A 24,684-nucleotide genomic window follows, 5' to 3' on the forward strand; every position below is an offset into this window, starting at 1 on the left:
ACCGTGGACCACGAGGACTCCGTCTGGCACGCCCGCATCCCGGCCGACATCGACCGGCCCGAACCCGTTCTGTGGAACCTCACCGCCCGCCAACTGCTCCTGCTCACGCCCGCCGCGCTCACCACCTGGGCGCTGTTCTCGCCGCTGGCGGGCTTCCTGCCGCTGTGGGCCTCGATCGGTGTCAGCGCGGCGGTGCTCGCCCTGTCCTGGGTGCTCGCGCTCGGCCGTCGCGACGGGATCGGCCTGGACCGCCTCGCCGCGCTGTCCGTGCTCTGGCTGCTGCACGCCAAGCACCGCGCGCCCGCGACGCCGCGGGTCCGCCTGCCCCGGTGGGCGCCCAGGACCGCCCGGGGACCGCGTCTGGCACCGCTGAACCTGCCCGCCGCGGCGGTGCACGACGACGGCACCGTCGACCTGGGGCAGCGGTGCGCGGTGGTCCTGACCTGCTCCACCGTGCCCTTCCACCTGGCCTCCGGGCAGGAGCAGGACCAGATCCTGGCCGGTTTCGCCGCCTTCCTGGACTCCCTGGCCGAGCCCGCCCAGTTCGTCGTCCAGCGCCGCCGGACGGACCTGGACGCGCACGTACGCAGTACCCGAGAGCGGGCCCGGACGCTCCCGCATCCCAGGCTCAGGCGCGCGGCCCTGGCGCACGGGACCTTCCTCGACGACCTCCAGCGCCGCCATCAGCTCGTCCACCACCGGGTGCTGCTGGTCCTGACCGCCGACGGCCCCGTCCGCGAGGTGGGCGAAGGACTGCTGTGGCGGGCGGAGGACGCGGTCTCCCAGCTCGCAGCCCTCGGCGTGCGCGCCCGCCTGTGCGACGGCCCCGCCGCCGAGCGCGTGCTGCGCTCCTCCCTGAACCCGGACTCGGGAACCCGCTCGCTGACCACCACGCAGGAGGAGCGATGACCGTGCACGGCCGACGAACCCCGGGCGGACCCGCCGTCCACCTGTACCCGCGCCGCCTGGACCTGGACGGGCGCCTGGCCCAGACCATGATCGTCACCGGTTACCCGCACGACGTCCACGCCGGATGGGCCGACCCGCTGCTCACCTACCCCGGCCACGTCGACATCGCCGTCCACGTCGTCCCGGTCCCCGGACAGGTCGCCGCGCACCGGTTGCGCCGGCGCCGGGCCCGCCTGGAATCGGCCTGGCGGACCGACGCCGCCCGGGGCGGGCTGGAGGACCCCCAGCGGGCGGCCGTGGCGCAGGACGCCGCCCTGCTGGCCGAACGCGTGGCGGGCGGGGAGGCGCGGCTGTTCCGGCTCGCGGTCTACCTGACGGTGCACGCCGCCACCCCGGAGGAGCTGGACGCCGAGGTGGGCCGCCTGTCCGCGCTGGCCGGTTCGATCCTGGTCGACCTGGCCCCGGCCACCTACCGGCCCCTGGCCGGGTGGATCGCCACCCTGCCGCTGGGCACCGACCCGGTGGGCGCGGCGCGGACCATGGACACCGACGCGGTCGCCGCGCTCATGCCGCTGTCCTCGCCCGACCTGGCCGCCGAGCTGGGGGAGACCGCGGTCGTCTACGGCGAGAACGTCCACTCCGGCGGGCTGGTCGCCTGGGACCGGTTCAACGGCGACCTGGACAACGGCAACGCGGTCATCCTGGCCCGCAGCGGCAGCGGCAAGTCCTACCTCGCCAAGCTCGAACTCCTGCGCGCCCTGTACGCGGGGGTCCGGGCCAGCGTCATCGACCCCACCGACGAGTACGCGGCCATGGCCGACGCGGTGGGCGGCCGGCATGTGCGGCTGGGGCGGCCGGACGGGCGCCTCAACCCCTTCGACCTGGCCGGGACCGGTGAGGAGGCCTTCACCACCAGGGTCCTGTTCCTGCACACTCTGGTCTCGGTCATGGTCGGAGCCCTGGACGCGGCCGAGAGCGCCGCCCTGGACCGGGCGGTGCTGGCCGCCTACGCCGAGCGCGGCATCACGCGCGACCCCGTCACCTGGAACCGCACGCCGCCGATCCTGGCCGACCTCGTCGCCGTCCTGCGCGGCACCGGAGACGGCGCCGACCACGGGAGCGACCGCGCCCGGGTCGCGCACCTGCTGGCCGACAAGCTGGCGCCCTTCACCGACGGCTCCCACCGGGGACTGTTCGACGGCCCCAGCACCGCCGTACTCACCGGCCACCTCACGGTCGTCTCGCTGCGCCACCTGCCCGACGAACTGCGCACCACCGGCCTCCTGCTGGTTCTGGACGCCCTGTGGTCCCAGGTCCGCGACTCCGCCCACCGCCGACCGCGACTGATCACCATCGACGAGGGCTGGTCGCTGCTGCGCGACCCCGTCGGCGCCAAATACCTGTTCAACCTCGCCAAGAACGCCCGCCGCCACTGGGCCGGGCTCACCCTCGTCACCCAGGACGTGGCCGACCTGCTCGCCACCGACCTCGGACGCGCGGTGGCCGCCAACGCCGCCACCCAGATCCTGCTCCACCAGGCCTCGCAGAACCTCGACGCCGTGTGCGAGTCCTTCCACCTCTCCCACGGCGAACGGCAGATCGTCGCCACCGCCGAACGCGGCAGCGCGCTGCTCACCTCCGGGCACCATCGGGCGGTGTTCCGCGCCCTGGCCTCACCCGAGGAACACCGGCTGATCACCACCGACCCCGCCGAACTCGCCCGGATGGAGAGGGAGGACCGCGGATGATCACCGTCGACCCCGCGTTCTTGGCCGCCGCCGCAGCGGCGGCCGCGGCCGCCCTGTGCGTGTGGGCGGCCTGGGTGCTGGCCTGGCGCCTGGCCCGCACCGCTTATCTATCGCGCGGCGCGAAGGTCCTGGAGGTGCACGCGCCGCCCGAGGCCACCGTCGACCACGCCCGCGCGTTCTGGTCCCACACCCTGGGCCTGCTGCGCCCGCGCTGGACCCACCGGTTCCTGCCGCCGCACCTGGCCTGGGAGTACGTCGCCTCCGCAGCGGGGGTGCGCGTCCAGCTCTGGATTCCGGGCACCGTCAACGCCCGCGCGCTGGAGCGTGCCGTGACCGCCGCCTGGCCCGGCGCCACCACCAGCCTGCGGCCCGCCACCGCCTCCGTTCCGCGCGGAGAACACGTCTTCGGCCACTGGATCGCCATGGCGCGCGGCGATCACTACCCGCTGCGCGCCAAGTTCGCCGACGACCCGTTGCGCGGCCTCTTCGGGGAGCTCACCGACCTCGCGCCCGGCCAGCACGCGGTCCTGCGCGTGTGCGCCCGCCCCGCCACCGCCACCAGGGCCGCCCGCGCCCGCTCCGCCGCCGCCCGCCTGCGCGGCCTGCACGCCTCGCCCCTGTCGGGGGCGACCGTGCGCACACCCGCCTACCCGGGCGTCACCGACGACGTCCGCGCCATCCTCAACAAGTCCGCCGCACCCCGCCTGGCCTGTCAGATCAGCTGCCTGACCACCACCGGGCACGCCGGAGAGCAGGCCCGCCGACGCCTGCGCGCCCGCACCCGCGCCATCGCCGCCACCCTGGCCGCCTACACCTCCGGGCTCAACGCGCTCAGCCGCCGATGGATGCCCTTCCCTGTTCTGTGGACGGGCCGCCGCCACCTCGCCCGCGGCTACCTGCTCACCACCGACGAACTCGCCGCGATCGCCCACCTGCCCACCGACGCCGCCGTCCCCGGCCTCACCCGCGCCAGCGCCCGCCGCGTCGCGCCCAGCCCCGACCTGCCCCGCGCGGGCCGCGTCCGCGTTCTGGGCGAGGCCGACGCCGGACCGCGCCGACCCGTCGCCCACGGGATCGAGGAGGCCCGCCAACACACCCACGTCATGGGCAAGACCGGATCGGGAAAGTCCACCCTGCTCGCCAGCATGATCTGCCAGGACGCCGAGGCCGGACGCAGCGCCCTGGTCATCGAACCGCGCGGCGACCTGGTCCTGGACGTCCTGGACCGCCTGCCCAAGCGCGCGGTCGGGCGCACGGTCGTGTTCGACCCGGCCGACCCCGCGCCGCCGCCCCGGCTCAACATCCTCCAGCTCGGCACCCCCGAGCACGCCGCCGACACCGTCACCGGCATCTTCCGCCGGGTCTACGCCGACTCCTGGGGGCCGCGCACCGAGGACATCCTGCGTGCCGGCACGCTCACCCTCGCCCGCGCCCAGGACCCCGGCCTGACCCTCGGACACATCCCGCGCCTGCTGGGCGACGACGCCTGGCGCGCCCGGCTACTGCTCTCCGCCCGGGCCACGGGAGCGCTCGGCGAGTTCTGGCGCTGGTACGAACGCCAGAGCCCGCAGATGCGCGCCGCCGCCACCGACCCGGTCCTGAACAAGCTGCGCACGATCCTGCTGCGCCCCTGGGCGGCGGCCGTCCTGGCCTCGGGCGCCTCCACCCTGGACCTGCCCGCCCTGCTCGACCACGGCGGCCTGGTCCTCATGCGCCTGCCCAAGGGACGCCTGGGCGAGGACACCGCCTCCCTCGTCGGCACCATCGCCCTGGCCGCCGCCTGGAACGCCGTCACCGCCCGCGCCGACGTCCCCGAACGCGAACGCCCGGACACCACCGTCTACCTCGACGAGGCCGCGAACTTCCTGCGCCTGCCGGGCTCGCTGGCCGACATGCTCGCCGAGGCCCGCGGCTACCGGGCCGGGCTGGTCATCGCCCACCAGGAACTGGGACAGCTGCCCACCCAGACCCGCGCCGCCGTCGCGGCGAACTGCCGCACGAAGGTGTTCTTCAACGCCTCCCCGGACGACGCAGCCAAGCTCGAACGCCACACGCTCCCGCACCTGAACGCCTACGACCTGTCCCACCTGGGCCCCTACCAGGCCGTGGTGCGCACCCTCCACGGCGCCGCCGAACTGCCCGCCGCCACCATGCGCACGCTGGCGCTGCCCGACCCGGTCCGGGGCCGCGCCCGCCAGGTCCGCCGGGCCGCCCGCCGCTTCAGCCCCACCCCGACCCGTACCGAGGGGACCGATCCGCGACAGCGAGGGGAAACACGCTGATGGGCACCACCGACCTGACCGACCGCGACGACCACATCCTCCAGGCCCTGCACGCCCACCGCGTCCTGACCACCCCGCACGTCGGCGCGCTGTTCTTCCGCGGCACCAGCCCCCGCGCCGTGCAGCGCCGCCTGCTCAAGCTGGCCGCGGACGGGTTCACCGACCGCTTCCTGCCGCCGCACACCCACGCCCGTGTCCCCTACCACTGGACCCTCGGCAGGGAGGGCGCCCGCGTGCTCGCCGACCGCTGGCACACCACCGTGGACGGCATCGGCTACCGACCCGAGTTCCATCGCAACCTGGCGCTCTCCCGCCAGCTCGGCCACGTGACCGGCCTGGCCCAGACCTACGTGTGCTTCGCGGCCGGCGCGCGCCTCACCCGGGGGGCGACCCTCCAGCGCTGGTGGTCCGAGGCCCGGTGCCGCGAGACCTGGGGACACCACGTGCGCCCCGACGGCTACCTGCGCTGGCAACAGGACGGCACCACCCTGGACGCCTTCGTGGAGTTCGACACCGGCAGCGAACCGCTCCTGCGCGTCGCGGCCAAGGTCAGCCGCTACCGCGACCTGGCCGAGGAGACCGGCCTGCGCTCCCCGGTCCTGTTCGTGGCCACCTCGTCCGGGCGCCTCACCTCGCTGTGCCACGCCCTCGGTGCGGGCGGGGAGGAGGTGCCGGTCCACGTCACCGCCCTGGAACAGCTCGACCGCTTCGGCCCCACCCGCCCCGTCTGGCGCCGAGCGGGCGACGCGACCTGCGCGGTCCGCCCGCTCGTCGCGCTCGCCGAACCCGCCTGAACCGGCGGTGGTGGCGCGATGCTCAAAGCGGCCCTCGGGGCGGCCGTCGGCTTACTCCTGCTGGTACCCCTGATCGGGGCCGTGGCCATCGGCGGAGAGGAACGCGAACGCGAGGCCGACGCCCGGACGCTCCGGGTACCGGGGGTCTCCGACATCCTCCTGGACGCCTACCGCGGGGCCGCCGAACGCCTCGCCCACCTGCACCCGGGCTGCACGGGCATGAGCTGGCCGATCCTGGCGGGGATCGGCCACGAGGAGTCCCACCACGCGGCCGGGCACGACATCGTCGAGAACGGAGACACCGACCCGCCCGTCATCGGCCCCCGCCTGGACGGAACCGGTGCGGGCGACAACTGGACCCCGCACCCCGACACCGACGGTGGACGTTGGGACGGCGACACCAAGTTCGACGCGGCGGTCGGCGTCACCCAGCTCCTGCCCGCCTGGTGGGCGGAGTTCGGTGTGGACGGCAACGGCGATGGCCGGGCGGACCCGCACAACGTCTACGACGCCGCCCTGGCCACCGCCGTGGAGCTGTGCACCAGCCACGCCGAGGACACGGTCGACTTCACCGACCCGGAGCAGCTCCGCGCGGCGCTGTTCCGCTACAACGCCTGGGACGACTACGTCGAGAGAGTCATGGAGCACATCGCCGAGTACGAGGAGATCGTCGCGGCAGCCGCCGCCTCCGCCTCCGACAGCGGGCACACGGTTCCGGGGGAGGGGAGCGAGCGGGGGAGGGCGGCCGCGGAGTGGGCGCTCGGGCAGGTCGGCAAGCCGTATGTGTGGGGAGGTGTGGGGCCTGACGGTTTCGACTGCTCGGGGCTGACCATGATGGCCTGGAGAGCCGCTGGGGTGTCGATCCCGCGGGTGACCACCGATCAGGTGAACATCGGGACCCGGGTTTCGCTGGACGCTCTGGTACCGGGGGACCTGCTCTTCTACGACACCGGGAGCGGGCCCGCGCCCTCGCACGTGACGATGTACGTCGGCGACGGCCAGATGGTCAACGCTCCTCGTACTGGCACGACCATCCAGGTGGAGCCGGTGGAGGGGCCGTACTACTCGGTTCGCTTCATGGCTGCCGTTCGCCCGGCCTGAAATGGGCGTTCCCCAAGAGTGTGGGCACCGTTCGACCATAGAGCGAGCTTCAGGCTAGTAGCCTGCTGCTCGTAGCCGAGCGCGCTACTGAGGGTGGTGTCATATCGTCGTAGCAACACCGCAGGTCACAGGGGTTGCTCATGGGAACACGACGGATGCTCACCCTTGCTGAACGCGAGGAGATCGCGCTCGCCCACACACGCGGGGAAGGTGTACGCGCCATCGCCCGCCTGATCGGCCGGGACCAGTCGGTCATCAGCCGCGAGCTGGCCCGTAACACCTCCAAACGCGGCTACCGGGCCACCACCGCCCACCAACGTGCCCGCGACCGTCGGGCCCGCCCTCAACAACGCGTGATGGACACCGACCCCGTGATCCGCCAGCGGGTCCTGGCCGACCTGGGACGGGGACGCACACCGCGCCAGGTAGCGGGCCGGTTGAAGCTGGAAGCCGACGATGCCAGCGTGGAGCCCATGGAAGGCTCGATCCCCACCGGCGGCGCCCGCATCAGCCACGAAGCGCTATACACCTGGATCTACGCCCTGCCCAAGGGCGAGCTGGCCCGCTTGGGCGTCATGCTGCCCTCCCAGCGCACCGCTCGCCGCCCACGAAGGAAGAACGGCCTGTCGGGCGGGCGGATCGTGGGTATGCGCTCGATCCGTGAGCGCCCCGAGGAAGCTCTGGGGCGCCGGGTCCCCGGACACTGGGAAGGCGATCTCGTACTCGGCAAGGACGGTAAGACGGCCGCCGTCACGCTGGTGGACCGTCAGACCCGGTTCGCTGTGATCCTGGCTCTGCCCGGGGGCAGGAAGGCCGAATATGTCGCGGATGTGCTCATCGAGCACGTCAGCGGGCTGGACGCGTTGGTGCGCAAGTCGCTGACGTGGGATCAGGGGACGGAGATGGGCCGTCACGCTGCTTTGACGGTGGCCACCGACCTGCCGGTGTTCTTCGCTGATGCGCACAGCACCTGGCGGCGGCCCACGAACGAGAACACCAACCGGCTGATCCGGGAGTACCTGCCCAAGGGCACCGAGATCGTTCAGCACCAGCCGTACCTGACAGCGATCGCTGAGGAGCTCAACAACCGGCCGCGGGCTTGTCTGGGGTTCTACACCCCGCAGGAGAAGATGCAGCAGCTCCTGCTCGAGGGCCAGGACCAAGACGAGGGTGTCGCTTCAACGAATTGACACCACCAACTCTTATTTACAGATGCTTGCTTTCCAATTGCGGTTCAAGGTCAAGCACAAGACGGCACAGCGCCTCGTGGGCATCGGTATAAGCCAGCAGAAAGACCTTAGAAACATGCGAGGAGGGGTGCGAACGAAGGTAATCGACGATCGCACTCACCATTGTCTCTACCGTCCCCCGGAGGTCACCGTTGCTAGCTCCCGTACCGAAGAGCGGAAGCACTACGGATTGAAGATCCTCGCCTTCTCTGTTGAGGCGATCCAACTCCGCAAGCACGTTTCGCACGCAGCGACCCACATCGCGGACTTGGCGGTAGCCACTACCAGGCTCTCCCTCGACGGCGGCCACATGTACAATGCGCCTGACTCCGTGGCTCTCAAGCAACTCACCTGATACGGTCGTCACCACTTGACCTGCCATGATGCCTGACATACCAGCCATCCGCTCAGTGAGTTCGGCAGCAATTAAGTCCTCTATCAGATTTCCTGCTGCATCTCGCCGCCCACCGAGATACCGAACGGTACCCGAGATCGTTGGCTCGGTGATACGCGACATCTCCATGCGGGTATTCTCTGTGTTCACCCATACGTCAATGTCCTTGACATTTGCCAGATTTCCCGTAACAAAACCAATGTGATGCTTGGTATCGCCGCGAATCTGCGCTAGAAATCGGGCGCACTGCTGCAAGGGGCTAGGAGAGCGATCCATTGCCTGCTTTGCAGTCAATTGCCGTTTGGCGGCAGCAAGCTCCTTGCGTGCTGTACTCAGCGAGGCCAGTATTTCATCACGTTGGTTGGTCCGGGAAAGCCAACCGAAAGAAGCCATCATGAAAAAAGCAACGAAACCTGTCGCACCCCCAAGTGTAAAACCAAGTGCACGCCCCTCGGACAAGGACTCTGGGAATAAGGAGAACAAAAGGAGAGCTCCACCGAGGGAATAGAGAAATATCGATGGCAACTGCAGGGCATACTGCCGACCAGCGCGGTCCGGATCCGAGGACCAAATCTGCAGCAAAACGCCAGCGCCGATCAAGACGATCGTAATGATCAGCTGTTGGGTATTCATTCAGCACCGATCCTTCGAGGGCAATGGCTCATCAGTTTCGTTTATGCAGCATAAAAGGGTTCCGAATTATCCTCATTGCGCATCTCATCTTTCATACTATAGAAGTACCATCTCCCTGAATATCTAAAATTCCTGTATCCTATAATATGCGATTTGATTTTATCCTTTCTCTAGGATGATTATCCTCGTAAAAAACCTTCGCGCGAGAGGTCATGCCGTTTAGCGCCCCGTGATTCTTTGGAAGCGGCGCTTCAGGTTTGCCAACTCTGTCTTCACTTCTTCACTGGCGCCGGCCGCGACCACGATTTGCGCGTGAATTCTGAGCCAGTCGTCCTGAAGTCGCTCCAACAAATCGTCGTCTAGGGGCCTGAGAGAAGTTCCATCCGGAGCGAGAACTCGGAGAGCATAACGCAGGAATGCGTCCCAGGTAACCAAATTATTTGGGTTTTCCTCACCAGCACCTTCAAAAGCGTCGATCGCACGGTCATAATACTGCTCCACATCTCCCGCAGAACCGTAAGCAGCTTTGGTTAGGAGAACTGTTCCGAGTGTTGTTAGGCTGTAGGAGTCTCGAACAATGCTTACTGCACGCAGCACGAACGATTCCGCCTTCGCCAGCACATCTGGTTTCGATCTGCCTATATTTCGGTTCAGGATCGCCCGCTGCTCCCAATAGCGTGCGCTCCAATCGCCAAATGTGGGAGACAGCGTTTCGTACCACTGATCGAGATCTTCATTCGGAAATACACTCGAAATGTTCTTGTATGACATGAAAGAACCCACGAGCAGCGCTGTTGCATTCCGCTCCCGATGGCTAGTCCTGCCTAGACGCGGAGCGACACGCTGCATTGCTCTTCCTATGGTTACAAGCGCCTCTCGACTACCAAGCCGCGCAACGCAGGCTTCGAGCGCCATCCAACGCTGTCTCGGATTAATCCAAATACCATCTGTCTTCAGTACCCAAGAAAGTGGATGACTATCGCGGATTAGCCGAACCAGAAAGTCGCTCTCCATACCCACCATTCGAGATGCGTCTGAAGCGTGGAACCTGCGATCGAACCGCGACGCGAGGGCAGCAAGCAAAAGTACGGTAACGTGGTCCGGATCAGTGATAGCGTCAACTAGTTCACTCACCCGCCGGCCAAATGCTGGAGCGTTCTCGAGCTCGGCCATCGAATCGAAAAGCTCGCGCCCGCGAAAATGCGCCAGGCGGCGGGAATCCTTCTTTTCGGACTCAAGGATCCCTAGCCGCCCAATTGATTTAAGCTTGTCCACTAGCCGTGCGGCATCGGTTCTCGTAAGGCGGTTATTAATGGTAGTTACGCGATTGCGGGACAGATAAACTTCATCGATTCGTCCGAGCACATTCGCGGTGCGATCCGCCTGGTCTACAGCAATACAGATAACCTGGAGATCCGCGCTCCGCGCCAGACTCAGCAAAGATGCGACGTCGTCGGCAATTTCAGCGACGGAGTCAAAAAGAAGTGCAATTGACTTTCCACTGGCCGCAAATTGAAGAATGGCATCGATATCTGGCCGCTCATCTCCAACGTAAAGGTAGGTGCGCCACGAGAGAGATCTCAGTGCCTTACCAATGGCGAAAAGCCCAGTTGTGCGGCCAGTCAAGCGCTTCCCCACATATACCATGGCCGTGTTTTTTCTGATGCTTTGGCCGATCTGTTTACAGTCATCCGAGGCTTTCCTAATCCAATCGAGTTCTGCATTCAACCCATTCTTGATGTCGGCCCATTGAGGTTCGTCACCCCCAATGAAATCGTGATCCCGAGGAGGGTTATTGGGTGCGTCAAGCTTTAATTCCCTAAACTGACGTCCAACCCGAAATGTCACCTCTTCGTAACTACTCGGAGCTTCTCTCAGGTTCATGCTGGTAAGCTCTGGCCAGGCATCGGAAAACTCTTCAGCAGTCATGCGAACCGGAATGAGATTCCACTTGCGGAGGTCTCTCTCAACGGCTTGCGATATATTCGGACTGACGTAAAAGCTTGGCGCTTCATGGGACGGCGTCCGATTGGCGATCACTGCTTCGATGTCTGGCTCGTCACGCAGTCTTGCACCGATGATGACAAAAGGAAGAATTCCATAAGTATCGCGAAAATTTAACGGCCATGCTGCACTGGACATCGAACTGCCCGAGTATTCACTCAAGGAGAAAACCAGGCGGCGCCTCATCGTGTCACGGTCGACACATCCATGCAAATGAACCACGGAAAGGTGTCGGCTCTGGCGGAACTCGTCGTCCCAGTTGACTGTAATTAGTGAGCGCGACTCATCGGATTGCACGCGCGCATACGCACGCTCGAACACGTCATCAATATTGAGGGTCCAAACCGTCGACCATGGAGTCCTGGCATAAACATCCATCCAGGTTGGAGGCGTGACCTCCCAGAAGATACTTCTAAGCCAATCATAGACCTCTTCCTCTCCTGCATCTTCGACTGCACGAGCGTAGATTCGCCATAGCAAATCGCCTTCCTCGATCGGCACATCAAATTTGCTGGCCATTAGTGTCGCCAATTCGGGCCCTGTTGGCAGTGTGGAGCCGCTTGCAGAAACAGCATCACGACTTGCGCCGGCGCCCAGCAGCAGATGATAATCTCCGTTGCGGACAGCCCTTCTAAGTGCCTTCTTCTGATTAGCTTCGAGTTCAATATCCATGAGTTATAAAACTTTTCTATGGTTCTCTTCGATGTCTTTGCTGACTACTGCGAACCTGGTCAGGTTTAAATGATCGATGTAGATTTTTATCGTTCTTCTAGCAGTGTGGGGGGACTCAAGGCGATAGGGAACTAACAGGCGTCGCGACATTGTCCAACCCTGAGTCTTCACGTCTATCCCATGGTTTGGACGATGAAGCAATAATCTGAATATTTAAAGACGGAGGCTTCCGAGTGTTTTTGGCGTCGACCCAGCAGACATAAGAGCGCTTGTGGGGTTCGCGGTTCTTCAAATTAGAGGCATAGTTGTAGGCCACGAAGGTCGCCCTGATGGGACCGGCTGGGATCTCGACACCCCAAGCCCCGTGGGTGATATGGGTGGATCTGAGGACTGCGGGTTTTTCGGTCAGGCCGATTTCCTCTTAACGTGGGGCTGTGGTCTCGGTGATACGGACGCCTGGTTCGCTTTCGTCGGTCAGGATTTCTCGCAAGCCTTGGGCGGACTTGGTGTCCTCGCTGCGTTGCATGAGAAGGGCGCGGTTGGTGTCTTTGTCGTGGACGATGACGGTCACAGCCAGCAGGGTTGTCGGTTCGAGCGCTGGCTTGAGGGCTTGGAGTGGCTGTTGCTCTGCTGGTTCACAGTGTTCCCTCCCTCGGTAGGGTGTTAGACATGTTAGGCGAAGGCTTCGCCTGCCACATCCATCCAAGTCCCTGAATTGGGCCTTGTGTGCCTATTTCGACGCTTTTGTCCGTATGTGGCTTTATGTGATCTTTCATGTTAACAATGTCTCTAACGACATCAAGGTCCGAACTCATCTGGCCCGTCACCTGGTGCTATTTCGTGCCGGCCGTGATCGAGGCACTGCTGTGTGTCGGGACGAGTCCCGTCATCCGCTAGTCAGTCCCAGAGGGTCAATACCTGAACCTGCGGATTAGGAGATCATCTCATTCGGGTTTTCGGTAGCCTGCTTCTGTGCCGATGGTGGAGCGGCTGGTGCCGAACGAGCGGTGGGAACTGTTTCACCGGGTGGTGCCCGAGGCGCCCACCTGCCCACAGGACGGCGGGCGACGCAGTCACGGCGACCGCCAAGTGTTGGCCGCGATCATCTTCGTGGCCACTTTCGTTTGCACTCGGGCCCAACTCCCACCGACGTTCGGTCCCTGGTGCCACCCCGCACCGCAGCTTTGCCGAGCGAACTCGCACCCGGTTCTGGGCCAAGCTCCACCGCTTGGTCTTGGACGAACTCGATTCCCCCGGTGAGCTGGACTGGTCGCGGTGCGCGATCGATTCGGTGAACATGCGAGCCCTCAAAGGGGGGACCTGACGGGTCCGGATCCTGACGATCGGGGCAAGAAAGGGTCGAAGACCCATCTGATCACCGATTGGGCGGGTCTGTGCTTGTCCGTAGCGGTCTCGGGGGCCAGCACCGACGACAGCTAGGCCTTGCAACCGCTGCTGCAATGGATTCCCCTGCTCCGGTCTCGCCGTGGACCACGAAGACCTCGCCCGGCCAAGCTGCACGGCGGTAAGGGGTACGATTGCGCCCACCTGCGCCAGCGGGGGATCGTGCACCGTCTGGCCCACAAGGGAGTGGAGCCCTCGCAACGGTTAGGGCGACACTGCTGGAGGGTTGAGCGCACGATGGCGTGGCTGGCCGGATGCCGCTGCCTACACCGCCGTTACCGGCCGACCACTTTCTAGCCTTCACTGACATTGCCTGCATCCTCATCTGTTTCCGCAGACTTACGAAATAAGATGAGCTCTAAAAGCCCACTCCGGCCGCGGAGATATGCGCCCCTGGCGCCCCACAGCGCCGACACCACACAGGACTACCCGGCGCCATCGGAGGCCACCCTGCCCCCAGTACCGGAGCAATCACCGAGCAATCGCCCCGTCTTGCAAGCCACGGACCAAATCCGTAGGACCGATCAGGTGTCCCCCGAGTCCGACAACCCGACTCCACCGAGAGCGGGACACAACACCCGGGATCCGGAAAACCGACTCCGAAAAACGCAGGACACAACACACCCGGCACGAGGCAGCTGATCAAGCCGCGCTGCCTGTGGAAAACATTGGACAGGGTCGAGATCGCCGCTGCCGATTGGGCGGCTTGGTGCAATGACACGTGGCTCCACGGTGAGATCGACCACGTCCCACCGGTGGAGTGCAGGGCCGCCTGCTACGCCCGAAACATCCGAGAACCGCAGTTCACGGCACAGATAGAGAGTCCCCGGGTAACCCGTGGAGATGCGCGCCGCCCACCGGTCTGGGGGCCTCCTCCCCGGGGGCTCGGTGAGACCCGGTAGTGGCAGAATCTGAGGAGGTGGTCAACAAGTTGTTCCTGGTCGAAGAGCAAAACGAGGCGCTGTGACCTGCTCTGTTGCGTGACTCGGTATTATTTGACCTTCGGAAAGACGTTGCGCGGTCGTGCCTGGTCACAGCGCTCTGTAGCCCTGGTCAGGGCTGCGGTCCGATTCCATACCTGGTCCAGTCCCCGCTCCGCCAGGCGCTCATCGTGTCGGTGGTTGGGCGGGCCCTGGAGCGGTATCAGCCCCAGCCATACGGAGGAGCACGTGGTCAGGAAGTCATCTGGGTACGGCGTACCGCTCAAGCGGTCGGAGTACGTGCACCTCGAGCCGCATCACGACCACGTCGCGACCGAGGACGATTTTCAGGGGTGGGCGGCAGCGAAGGTTGCTGCGGGCAAGCTGCTCGCCGTGGACCTGTTCACCGGTGCCGGCGGCCTGAGCTACGGCATCAAGGAAGCCGGCTGGACCATCGCCGCTGGCATCGACTTCGACGACCGGGCCGTCGAGACGCACGCGCACAACTTTTCCGGCCTGAGTCTCATGCGGGACCTGGGCGACCCCGAGGTCCGTGACGAGCTCGTGGCGCTGCTCGGTCAGGCCGAGATCGACTTAGTCGCAGGAGGTCCGCCCTGCCAGCCGTTCTCCCTCGCCGGACGCAACAAGATCCGCGACTTGGTGCGTAGGCACGGGCGCAACCCGGAGGACGCGCGCAAGGAGCTGTGGCAGGCTTACCTCGACATCGTCGAGCAACTCAACCCTCGTGCCGTCCTGATGGAGAACGTCCCCGACATGGGGCTGCATGACGACTTCGCTGTGATTCGCATTATCGAGGAGAGGCTCGAACGTCGGGGCTATGCGGTCGAGACCCGGATCGTGCCCGCCTGGCAGCACGGCGTGCCCCAACAGCGTAAGCGTCTGATCCTCCTTGCCCGCCGGGACGTCGAGGCGTTCCCCTGGCCCGAGAAGCAGCCGCGGGTGACCCTCAATGAGGCGATCGGGGACCTGCCCACAATCACTGTCGTCCCCCTGCCCGGCTGGGAGGACCGCACCGACCGCCCCAAGAACGCCCCGCCTTTCGAGCTGCACCGGGACAGGGAGCACCTGCCCGTGCAGTACGCCGCGAAGCGACGGCCTTTCACATGGGTCACGGCTCCGCGCGGAGACGTCGGCATGACCGTCATGCCCTACAAGGACCAGGGAGACGACGCTTCCGGCTTCGTGAAGTTGATGCGTCAGGACGTTCCCGAGGCCGACAGGGATTTCGTGCACGACCACTACTCACGGCGCGTTCGAGAGGACGACTTCTACGTCTTCGAAAAACTGACCACGGACCTGACCTACGCGGATCTGGACGGCACCGTCGCGCTCCGGTACGACACTTCGAAGTTCAAGGACAAATATCATCGGCTGCGCGGTGATGACCTCTCGCGCACCATCACCGCGCACTTGGCCAAGGACGGGTACTGGTACATTCACCCGACCGAGCACCGCACCCTCACTGTGCGTGAGGCCGCTCGGGTGCAGTCCTTCCCCGACTCGTTCCGTTTCGCAGGCACCCGGTCGGACGCCTTCCGGCAGATCGGTAACGCCGTCCCCCCCCTCCTGGGAAAGGCTGCGGCCACGGCGCTGCTTCCCTTGGACAACTGCCAACCCATCGACGGTGCGACCACGGAGGCCGGGCGTCTCAGGGAAGGACTGAACGCCTGGGCCCGTCAGCAGCGGGAGGGGGACATGTGGTTCTACTTCCCCGGTGAGAAGATGGGACCGGTCCAGGCGGCCGTGATGTCGATACTGGCCGGCAGTAAGCTGACCCACGGGCAGCTGGTTTCGATGATGGCCGTGTTGGACGGCGTCAGCGCCCTCTCGAACGAATCCCTCGAAGAGCTGCTGGTTCTGGCTCCCACCGCGTCGGCCCGGAAGAAGCTCGAGCGGCTCCGCAGGGGTGTGGCTCGAACAGCTCTGTGGGCGGCCTCCCGGGAGGAGAAGGATACTCCGGAGGAGATCCAGCGGGTCGCCGTCGGCATCTCGCTGAAGCCGACCGAGGTCAAGATGTACACGATCCTGCGCAACGGACCCGACCTCCTGCTCAGTTCTGCCCCCTCCCAGCGGGTCGCGGCTCGTGTGGCCGGGACGCAGTCCCACGTGTTCAACAAGGGCACAGAGGGACGCGTGGATCTGTCGCGCCTGATCGGGGCCGATGACAACGCTTCCTTGCGCGTGGCGGCAGTGCACCGCATCGGGCAACAGCTGTGCGAAACCAACCAGGTGGACTGTGACAACTGCCCTCTGCAGAAGTTCTGCGTCACCGCGAAGGACCCTGCCGAGGTCCAAAGGATCGAGGATCTGCGGGCCGAACAGGTGAAGAGCAAGTCCGCGGGGTCGAAGCGTGCATGGGCTGCTCGCACCGCACGCCATCAGGAGGGACTGGACCTTTTCTCCGAGCTCTCCCCTGAGGGCTGAGCGGGAGGGGCGAGGGGTTTTCCGACGCCACTTGGTGTCGGAAAACCCCTCGCCCCGCCCATATGTGCCCTTACTCCGGGTCGGGATCGAACCCCGCTTGCAGAGCCTTGTCGTAGGCTTCCAGAGCACGCAACGCACGCGTATCCGAGACGGGCTCGCCACGCTCCAGCAGGTTCACCACGGTGTCCAGCGCCGCGAGCTCGGCGGGTTCGAGGCGGTCGGTTTCCTGGCCCCATTCGTAGGCGGACTGCCAGTCATCGGCGGCGACCTCTTCGAAACGCTGGTTCAGGTCTTCGCTGGCCTCCGCCTCGCTTCGCTCGAGCTTGAGCATGGTGGGGCGCAGTTCGTCCTCGAGGGCGGTCGGGACCTTCCAATCGATCGCTTGTACTTCGGTCCAGCACTCGGGTTTCTTGGCCCACTCGATCGGGTGACCGCCTCCGTTGAGGATGACCGTCATGACAGGGGCGCACAGACTCCGGATGGCCTCCAGCAGGGCAGGAGTGACCCTGGGTTCCTTCTCCCCGTAGTCCGCCTGTTCGCGCCAGATGCGGTCGAGGTCGATTCGGTGGCCGGTTGCATGGCAGAGCATCGCCATGGTGTACGCGGTCACCGCAGACTTGTTGGAGCCCGCGCCCTGCGCTCGAGCGACCGAGTCGACGGCGGTGAACAGCATCTTCAGGGCGATCGTCCGCTGCACGTAGGTGGCATCGATCAGCGGCGGGTACTCGGTCACGTGTCCCTGGAAGTCCACGAAGTTCTTCTGGGCGCCCAGAGCGACCTTGTAGGGCTTGCCCGACCAGCAGTTGACGTACTTGGCCAGCTCCGTCTTGTCGAACTTCTGGGCAGGAGGGTTCTCAGCCCTGAACTTCCGCCTGGTCGCGGTCGTCGTGTTCTTGTTGAGTTCGACCTCATAGGCTCCCCTGGTCCGCACGTAGAACCATCGGGTGTCCAGGAGGGAGTTGCGCGCAGGCGGAGCCCACACGTTCCGGGAGACGGCCTCGAACTTGACGTGGAACTTGTCATTGGAGGAGAAGTCCACCTGGGAGACGCGGTTCTGCGTGTTGGAGTACTCGGAGATCTTGCGCACCACCTCGTCGCGCTTGTCAGGGGGTACCAGAGTCAGCTTCATCTGCACGTCCACCCCTTCCAACGTGTTCTTGTCTCTGCTGAAGACGTGGTGGAGGGTCGCGGTCGTCTGCCCGCCGTTGACGATCTGCAGGTCGGTCAGGCTCGTGATGGCTATCCCGCGACCCGACTCGTCGCGTTCGAAGTCCGCGTCCGAGGCGGTGGCGGTGATGCCGTTGTTGTAGGCCAGGAACCAGGCCGGGTGCTCGATCGCAGTGTCGCGGATCCCCTTGTTCACCTTGCCGCGTGCCTGCAGGAAGGCCCGCACGTTCAGCTGCAAGAGGCGGGCGCGGTACTCGTCGTACAGCTCGGCGAGCACTCGACCGGGGATGACAGCCAGGTAGACCGAGTGGTCGTCGTCGTTGGCCTGCGCGGGCAGGCATGGCAGGGGCGGGTCGAGCTTGACCTCTATCTGCTCGCTGGCGATTCCGGCCTTCTCCATCTTGTAGATGCGCGGCAGGTCGTACAGGTGGTATTCGACCGGGACGCCGTTGAAGTCGACCGGCTCCGGCATCGAGGAGGTCCCACTGCTGCTCGAGGTCATGAAGAAGACCCTGATGCGTGTCAAGGCCGGGCTCTCCAGCGCGGCGATCACCACCTCGCACATGCGGTAGATCCCCGTCTTGGGATCGCTGGCAGCCTTGATCTTCTCCGCCTTCTTCAGGAAGGCGGTCGCACGCCGGAAGTACCTGTCGAGAAGCCCCTTGTTCAGGCGGGGGCGGTCGTATGAGAACGCACTCGTGTACAGCTCCAGGACGAGACCGTCATCGGTGTATCCGTACCCGTGCAGCAAGATCCCGGGTTTCTCGAGGTACTCGACCTCGGGGTTGTTGACGAACCCGCCCTCGTGCAACAAGTCGAGGATCCGCTGTGCGAAGACGTCGCGCTGCGACTCGTTTTTGTCAGAAGCAGTCTCGAAAACCTCGCCGGTCAGTTGTGCGGCGTAGTCCTCGAGATCTTCTTTACTGCTCACTGCCGCTCCTCAGTGCGCTGCGGAACTCGTCCGCGTCGCACGCATACTCTGCCAAGACCCGGGTGTCGATCCTGTAGGTGCACCCGCTGATCCCGGCGGGGATATTCTCGACTGTCAGACACGGAAACCCGTCGCTGACCTCCCACACGTCGGAACCGGTCACCGTGTAGCGCGGCTCATCGTACTTTTCAGCGTGAATGCCCAGGTAACCGGTCTTCGCCAGACGCTGTTCGAAGTCGGCCCGGAGCACGACGGGAAGCTGGTTGCGCACCTCCTCCACTATCGCTCTCAGGCTCGTCCCCACCCCTCCTCGACGTTCGTCGACGACTACGGAGCTCAGGAAGAGGCGGCCAGCACCAGCACGGTCGAGCTGCTTCTCGTCGCTGATCGTGAGGACGGCCGGGTTGCGGTTGGACGTGCACTTCGCCTCGACAGCGCACCCGGGGAGCTGGAAGTCCTGGTTCGTGCCGTCCGGGCCGGTCCAGGCTTCTACAGCGTCCGCTGCCCCTACTGCAGGGATCAAGTGGTGGCGCAGCGTGTAGAGCTCACCGAAGAGGCCGCGTCGCGCCTCTCCGCCCAAGCCGCTCCGGCCCACCTCCTTCAGCATCCTGCGCCAGAGGGCGTACTGGTCGAGTACGTCGTCCACGACCTTCGCAGTAGTGCTCCTGGAGGCGCGCTGAGCCAGGTCTGACGCCAACGCGGTGAAAGGTTCAGAGAGGTCCAGACTGTTCAGGACCACGTGCAGGGTCGATGCCGAGATCACGTCCAGCTCGATGCCGACGACATCGTCAAGGGTGCGCAGGCGCTTGGCCACCTTGAGGAAGGCCGGGCGGGGAGCCCTGATCGTGAGCCGGCGCCGACCATCGAGACGCGAGACGCCGATCCAGATGTTCTGCTCGCTGTCGGGGTACAGGCGACGCACGAGCCACCCTCCTGCACCGCCCGTTCCGTCCTCCTGATCGAGTTCCCGCCACAATGCTTCGGTGATGGTCACGCCTCGTCCTCCGCATCGTCGACCGGCTCCTCGAACCACTTGTTGTTGACCGTGTAGTTGACGCCGACCGCACCGGCAGATGCCGGGAATGCCACGGCGAACCCGACGAGGTAGGGGTTCGTCTCCGGGTTGTCGCCCGGCTCCTGCTCCATGCGCCCGCTCTCGTTGGAGTCGGGGCCGGGTTTCTCCAAGGGGTAGTCGATCGGATAGATGAGCAGGAGAGCCTGCTGCGGATTCCGCTGCTTGCGCAGGGGCTTCCCGGTGGGGACCCCGGAGGTCTTCTTTCCCGCGCTTCGCCCTGCTTCCTTCTGCTCCTCGGTCATGTCGTAGGACTCGTGCACGGGGCTCAGCACACGCTTGATGACCTTGCGGTCAGGAGTGGACCGCTCGAGTTCTATGCGGTGTGTGACCCAGAGCTCGTCTTCGCCTACCTTGATCTTGTACTGGTGGGAGTCGATCCTGTTCTTGTCTCTAGCCTGTTTGTTTACCACCCGGACGGTCCAGTTCCCCAGCTCGTCCTTCTCGGCGCACTGCCGGATGTACCTGGCGATCAGTTCGGGCTTGACCCGGTGGGCCTCGGGAGATGTCTCGTACCTGTCGAAGAACATCGCGGCGACGTCCTCGGCCGAGACATTGCGCCAGACCATTCCTTCACCCTTCCTCTCGGCAATGCGATCACGCATGTACAGGGAGTCCAAGTGCTGGGCGAATCCTGTCAGGGTCTTCCTGTTTCGTTCCGGAACTTCGCCGGACAGGTCGAAGACCGTGGTCTCGGCAAGCTCCTCGGAGAATGACAACCGGACAGAGGTGCCTTCCCGCCGTTTGTTCGGTGCGGTGATCGCGAGACCGAGGGGACCGTCCATGACCTTCATCCCGTAGCTCTTGGGAGACTCTCCGAGCACTCCCATCTCGTCGATGTCCCGGCGGAGCTCGGCGGTAGCCTGCGTGATCCACCGGTACCGGCTCACCAGTGTCTTGGTGGTGTAGAGGCGGCACAGGTCCTCGTAACCGGGGCGGTATCCGAACCAGCGCCCCATCTGCAGCAGCGTGTCATAGGTGCTCGAGAGTCTGAGGTAGTACGAGACCGTGAGCCCTTCCAGCGTGAGGCCCCGGGAGAGCTTCTGCCCGCCGACTGCGATGACGGACCAACCGGTCCCTTTGCGCTGCTCGTACTCGAGGGCGTCCTTCGCGTCACCGTTGACCTTGCGCACCTCGATCCTGTCGACCGCTTCGGGCAGGTGCTCCTTCACCTGCTTCCACTTGAGGCGCTTGGCGTCTTCGGCGGGGAAGTGCTTCGTCGTCGTCTCGAAGTCCTTCTCCCAGAGCTCCTGCAACCGGTCGAGGCGGCGCTGAGCGTTGGTGCCGAACCTGGCGGCGAGATCTTGTTGGGTCTCGAGCAGATAGCCCAAGACCTGCTCTGCCACCTGCTCCTGCACCTTCTTGAAGCGCGTGACATGGACGAGCATCGACTTGATGTCGTCCTTCTTCCCCCGTGCTCGACGGGCGGCACAACCCAGGACGAAAGCGTCAACGGCCTTTTTCAGGCTCTCGGGCATCGTCTTCCCGATCACGAGCGATGCCTTGTGGCCGTCGGGCACCCACGCAGCGGCATCGTTGATGTCGCGAGTCAGGGGCAGCGGCTCCATCTCGTCGTCCCCGTCGTCTCCGACCAGGCCGAAGAGGCGCTCGGGACCGAAGTAGTTCGATGGGGGGTGCAGCGTCAGGGCGAAGCTCTCCGGGAAGAGGTCCTTGCCGTGTTCAGGGTCGTCGACGTCGGGGTCGATGAAGATGTTGGCGTAGGGAGTCGCCGTGTACCCGACGTACGAGGCCTTCTCGAAAGCGTTCAGCAGCGCACGGATGGACTTGTTGATCGAGGTGGGGCCGTCACCGGCCTTGTTGGTGTTGATGCTGGCGTTGTCCGCCTCGTCGTCGATCAGGAGAAGGGGGACGTCGCGAACCTTGCTCTTGCCGTCTCCGACCTCCTCACCGTGCATGCTGCTCATCCATTCGGTGACGTGGTTGATGATCGACTGGTGCTTTTTGATGACGAGCACTACCGGAGTGCCGCCGATCTTGAAGCCGAGCTGCTGAGCGAAGTTCTTGTTGAAGTCACCCTTCAGTTTCTGTGTGGTCAGGGAGTTGATGTCGGGGTGTTTGAAACCGCGCATCCTCCCGACGCCGATCTTGTGCCGACCCCGAACCTGCTGCTGGCGGCTGGTGTCGTACCCGAGTAGTCCCTTGTCGACGCGGGTCTGCGTCTGAGCCCGAAGATCGTCCAGGACACCCGCGAGGATCACGATGAGCTTGTATCCGGCGTCGGCGGCCTTCGCAGCGAGCCCGATGAACTGTCCGGTCTTGCCGGACTGGACGTCTCCGATCACCAGTCCTCGGCGCTGCCACTCGCCTTCGCGGTCGGGGCTCTCGAGCTCGCCCAAGACCTTGGCAGTGGTGTCGTCCAAGACCTGCACGACTTGGAGCGGAAGCTTCTGGTGCTTCTTCATGTACTCGGCGTAACGGTCCCAGAACGGCCACTCCTTGCCGGGGTCGGCCCGGAGCTCGTCGAGCCACTTCACATGGGAGGTCGGGTCGTCGTCGACGAGGCCGCCGGTCTCCTCCTGAGTGACGGTGACGATCGACTCCACCTGTCGGCGGACGACATCGCTGTCGACGTTGTTGCCCAGCATGCCCTGCACGGTGAGCACCGCGTCCACGGCCGTCGCGATCTGCTCCACCGTCGGATGGTCGTGCTTGTCGAGCGCGCTCAAGACCATCTTGATGGCTTCGTCGGTGTCCTCTGCCGAGATATCCGTCTCGTCACTCATGCGCGTCCCCTGTCTTCGTCGTGGTCTTGATCCCAGAAGCCCTTGAGCTCGTCGAACGGAGCCATGCGACTGATCATCACGAGGGCTTCCCGCTCGCTGATGCCCTTGCGGACGAGCACGTCCACCATGTTTCGCGCGACCTGCTCCATATCGCTGTCGGGAGATCCGCCGTCGAACGGCTCGGGGTCGTCTGCGGCGTCGGTCTCGTGGAGCACGCGCAGGCCTGCGATAGGCAACGCTTCTTCCAGCAGTCGCAGGAGGGCACCGATCTGGGTGGCCTGGAGTTCTTCGGCCTCGCTCAGGAGGGCCTGGATCACGCTGTGCTTGCGGTTGATCCTGCAGGTGATGGTGCCGTCGCCTCGCTTATCGAGTTTCCATGCGAACTCGAGCCGGGAGTCGTGCCGCATCGCCGCGACCCGCCCCCGGGTGCGCATGCTGGTAGCCGCCTCCTTGCATGCGCGGTCCGCGATGCCCTTCAGGGGACGCCGCAGAGACACGGGAGGCCAGGCCGTGGACTTCTTGACGTCGACTTTCCAGTGCTCGTCCGTCTCTGCCGGGACTTCCACTGCGATCCGCGCCTGATTGAACTTTTCTTCCCGCTTGCGCAGCCTGTACCAGCCGCCAGCCGCGATCAACCGGTCTCTGCGGTAGATGTACAGGCCCTGCAGCTTCAACCAACCCCGGTCTCGACCGGCCGCCTCACGCTCCTCATTCGTCAGCCGGTGAGGAGCAGGCAAGACGAAAGGAGTGGCCTTCACCAGGTGCTCGCCGAGGAGCAGCTCTTCGGTCGGCATTCTCACGGTCGCCAGATGGTTCTGGAGGAATGGGTCCCAGGGCTGCACAGGGGCACTGTTGACCCTCAAGCGGACCGCCCGCGGCCCGTCGAGGAAGCGGTGGAAGGTGAGACCCAGATGTCTCGTCACATTCCCCGACTCCAGGAGGAACTGATGTTTCACCCTCGGGTCCTGCTCAGGAACCCCCTGATAGGCAGACAAGCGCTGCCACAGCACCACGGTGCCCGGGCCATCGATCACCTCGAGCACCTGCCTGAGGGGTCCTTCGGCTTCCGCCGTGACTCCTTCGAGCAGGAGCCACCTGCCCTTCTCGCTGATGAGATCGAGGTCCCAGGTCCGGACGTGCCAATCTTCTCCGGCTCTCCGGCTCGCGACTGTGAGTAGGCGGGCGTGGGCGAAGGACGCGGATTTGAGTCCCATACCGAAGCGACCCAGATCAGCTTTGTCGCGCTCCGCGCCCCAGCGGGCAGCGACGGTCATAGCGGTGACCAGCTCGCTCTCGGACATTCCTTTGCCGTTGTCGCTGACCGCGACCCACGAGTCAACCCCCTCCCAGGTCAGATCTACGTCGACCTGTGTCGCACCAGCAGAGACCGAGTTGTCGACGAGGTCCGCGATAGAGGCTTCGACGGTGTATCCGAATGCGGCCAGAGACGCGACCAGACCGGCGGGCTCTGGCACTACCTCTTGGACCTGCATTAAAGCCTCCTGTCTGTGCCGATACGACTGGTCTGCCAAGGCTCGGATGCTATCCGTCGGATATGGACAATCGCGACCCTTGCGCAGATGGAACCATCCTCATTGTCCCTGGTTCTGTTCGTCAGCGCTGGCTCCGGCCCGATTTCTGGAGGCCTGTCACGCAAAGTGGCGGTTGTAGACGATTCCTGGGAATCCACCGTCATGGTTGTGTTCCCTCGGCAGGGCCGAGCCTCATGGACGAGGTCTGCTCATGGATCCGTCGAGCGCTGTTCCGGAGTCATCGACATCACGGTTGCCAGCGTGAACACCGCGGAGAACGGGATGCCGATCGAGGTGAGGGCAGTGGGTGGTGGTGCCCGCTGTTTCGGCTGTTCCCAGTGATCGCAGCGTATCCCCGGCTCTTACTAGCGCTATCCCGCTGACCTGTCTCGTTCCGGGTGCGATAGGGGCTCCGGTGTGCCCTGCGTTTTTCGGAGTCGGATTTCTGGGCCCTGGGACCACGTGACACTTGAAGGAGGGCATTGCGGGACGTAGTGGGTACCCGGCCGAGTTCCGCCGCAAGATCCCGGACTCGGTCCGAGCCGGACGCAGCGTCGCGGACGTGGCACGCGATCCGGATATCTCCTGCCGAGGCCTCCTACGCCTGGCGGCGCCGAGACCGTATCGACCAAGGCGCGCCTTCCCGCCGCCGGTGGCCAAGCGGTGGGGGAGTCCGTCATCGCCGCTCTGCGGGACGCCGACG

At 65.1% G+C, this 24,684-nt stretch carries 14 protein-coding genes and 1 pseudogene; 8 read left to right on the plus strand and 7 right to left on the minus strand.

All coding sequences use genetic code 11. From position 1 onward, the window contains the following. Window positions 1-3 precede the first annotated feature (3 nt). The 6 genes from KGD83_RS03570 to KGD83_RS03595 all read left to right on the plus strand — a co-directional run bounded on the left by KGD83_RS03570 (window position 4) and on the right by KGD83_RS03595 (window position 8,024). Complete coding sequence (locus KGD83_RS03570; RefSeq protein ID WP_212642501.1) at window positions 4-909, plus strand: PrgI family protein; 906 nt, start codon at window positions 4-6, stop codon at window positions 907-909. Next, window positions 906-2,657 (plus strand): VirB4 family type IV secretion system protein, encoded by a 1,752-nt coding sequence (locus KGD83_RS03575; protein ID WP_212642502.1) that lies wholly within the window; start codon window positions 906-908, stop codon window positions 2,655-2,657. The genes KGD83_RS03570 and KGD83_RS03575 overlap by 4 nt, the downstream gene beginning before the upstream one ends. After that, entirely contained in the window at window positions 2,654-4,939 is a 2,286-nt protein-coding gene (locus tag KGD83_RS03580; protein ID WP_212642503.1) for a type IV secretory system conjugative DNA transfer family protein, read from the plus strand. Before KGD83_RS03575 ends, KGD83_RS03580 begins: the two co-directional genes overlap by 4 nt. After that, a complete protein-coding gene (locus KGD83_RS03585; RefSeq protein ID WP_212642504.1) occupies window positions 4,939-5,733 on the plus strand; it encodes a replication-relaxation family protein in 795 nt (264 codons plus the stop codon). Before KGD83_RS03580 ends, KGD83_RS03585 begins: the two co-directional genes overlap by 1 nt. Before the next feature lie 18 nt (window positions 5,734-5,751). Next, window positions 5,752-6,834 carry a C40 family peptidase gene (locus KGD83_RS03590; protein ID WP_212642505.1) on the plus strand — a complete coding sequence of 361 codons (1,083 nt, stop codon included), beginning with the start codon at window positions 5,752-5,754 and terminating at the stop codon, window positions 6,832-6,834. A gap of 140 nt (window positions 6,835-6,974) precedes the next feature. Next, a complete protein-coding gene (locus tag KGD83_RS03595; protein ID WP_274975060.1) occupies window positions 6,975-8,024 on the plus strand; it encodes an IS30 family transposase in 1,050 nt (349 codons plus the stop codon). A gap of 16 nt (window positions 8,025-8,040) precedes the next feature. On the opposite strand, the gene KGD83_RS03600 is transcribed toward KGD83_RS03595, so the two are convergent. The 3 genes from KGD83_RS03600 to KGD83_RS03610 form a co-directional block, all read right to left on the minus strand. Beyond that, entirely contained in the window at window positions 8,041-9,090 is a 1,050-nt protein-coding gene (locus tag KGD83_RS03600) for a macro domain-containing protein (RefSeq protein ID WP_212642507.1), read from the minus strand. Window positions 9,091-9,309: 219 nt separating this feature from the next. Then, entirely contained in the window at window positions 9,310-11,766 is a 2,457-nt protein-coding gene (locus KGD83_RS03605) for a P-loop NTPase (protein WP_212642508.1), read from the minus strand. Between the two features lie 421 nt (window positions 11,767-12,187). After that, window positions 12,188-12,337 carry a hypothetical protein gene (locus tag KGD83_RS03610; RefSeq protein ID WP_212642509.1) on the minus strand — a complete coding sequence of 50 codons (150 nt, stop codon included), beginning with the start codon at window positions 12,335-12,337 and terminating at the stop codon, window positions 12,188-12,190. A 401-nt stretch (window positions 12,338-12,738) separates the two neighbouring features. Here KGD83_RS03610 and KGD83_RS03615 point away from each other — a divergent pair. Continuing rightward, window positions 12,739-13,520 (plus strand): annotated as a pseudogene (locus tag KGD83_RS03615) (IS5 family transposase). An 819-nt stretch (window positions 13,521-14,339) separates the two neighbouring features. Next, window positions 14,340-16,535, plus strand: a complete 2,196-nt coding sequence (locus tag KGD83_RS03620) for a DNA cytosine methyltransferase (RefSeq protein ID WP_212642510.1) — start codon at window positions 14,340-14,342, stop codon at window positions 16,533-16,535. A 70-nt stretch (window positions 16,536-16,605) separates the two neighbouring features. Here KGD83_RS03620 and KGD83_RS03625 read toward each other — a convergent pair whose 3' ends face one another. The 4 genes from KGD83_RS03625 to KGD83_RS03640 are packed head-to-tail and all read right to left on the minus strand — an operon-like array spanning window position 16,606 to window position 23,981. Beyond that, on the minus strand, window positions 16,606-18,633 hold the full coding sequence (locus KGD83_RS03625; protein ID WP_212642511.1) for an AIPR family protein: 2,028 nt from the start codon (window positions 18,631-18,633) through the stop codon (window positions 16,606-16,608). Then, window positions 18,623-19,627, minus strand: a complete 1,005-nt coding sequence (locus KGD83_RS03630) for a PD-(D/E)XK motif protein (protein WP_212642512.1) — start codon at window positions 19,625-19,627, stop codon at window positions 18,623-18,625. The genes KGD83_RS03625 and KGD83_RS03630 overlap by 11 nt, the downstream gene beginning before the upstream one ends. Continuing rightward, window positions 19,624-22,449: a Z1 domain-containing protein gene (locus KGD83_RS03635; RefSeq protein WP_212642513.1), complete on the minus strand. Its 2,826-nt coding sequence runs from the start codon at window positions 22,447-22,449 to the stop codon at window positions 19,624-19,626. Before KGD83_RS03635 ends, KGD83_RS03630 begins: the two co-directional genes overlap by 4 nt. Continuing rightward, window positions 22,446-23,981, minus strand: coding sequence for an ATP-binding protein (locus tag KGD83_RS03640; RefSeq protein ID WP_212642514.1), 1,536 nt, complete (start codon window positions 23,979-23,981; stop codon window positions 22,446-22,448). Before KGD83_RS03640 ends, KGD83_RS03635 begins: the two co-directional genes overlap by 4 nt. Window positions 23,982-24,684 lie beyond the last annotated feature (703 nt).

The organism is Nocardiopsis akebiae (assembly GCF_018316795.1).
Taxonomy (GTDB): Bacteria; Actinomycetota; Actinomycetes; order Streptosporangiales; family Streptosporangiaceae; genus Nocardiopsis; species Nocardiopsis dassonvillei.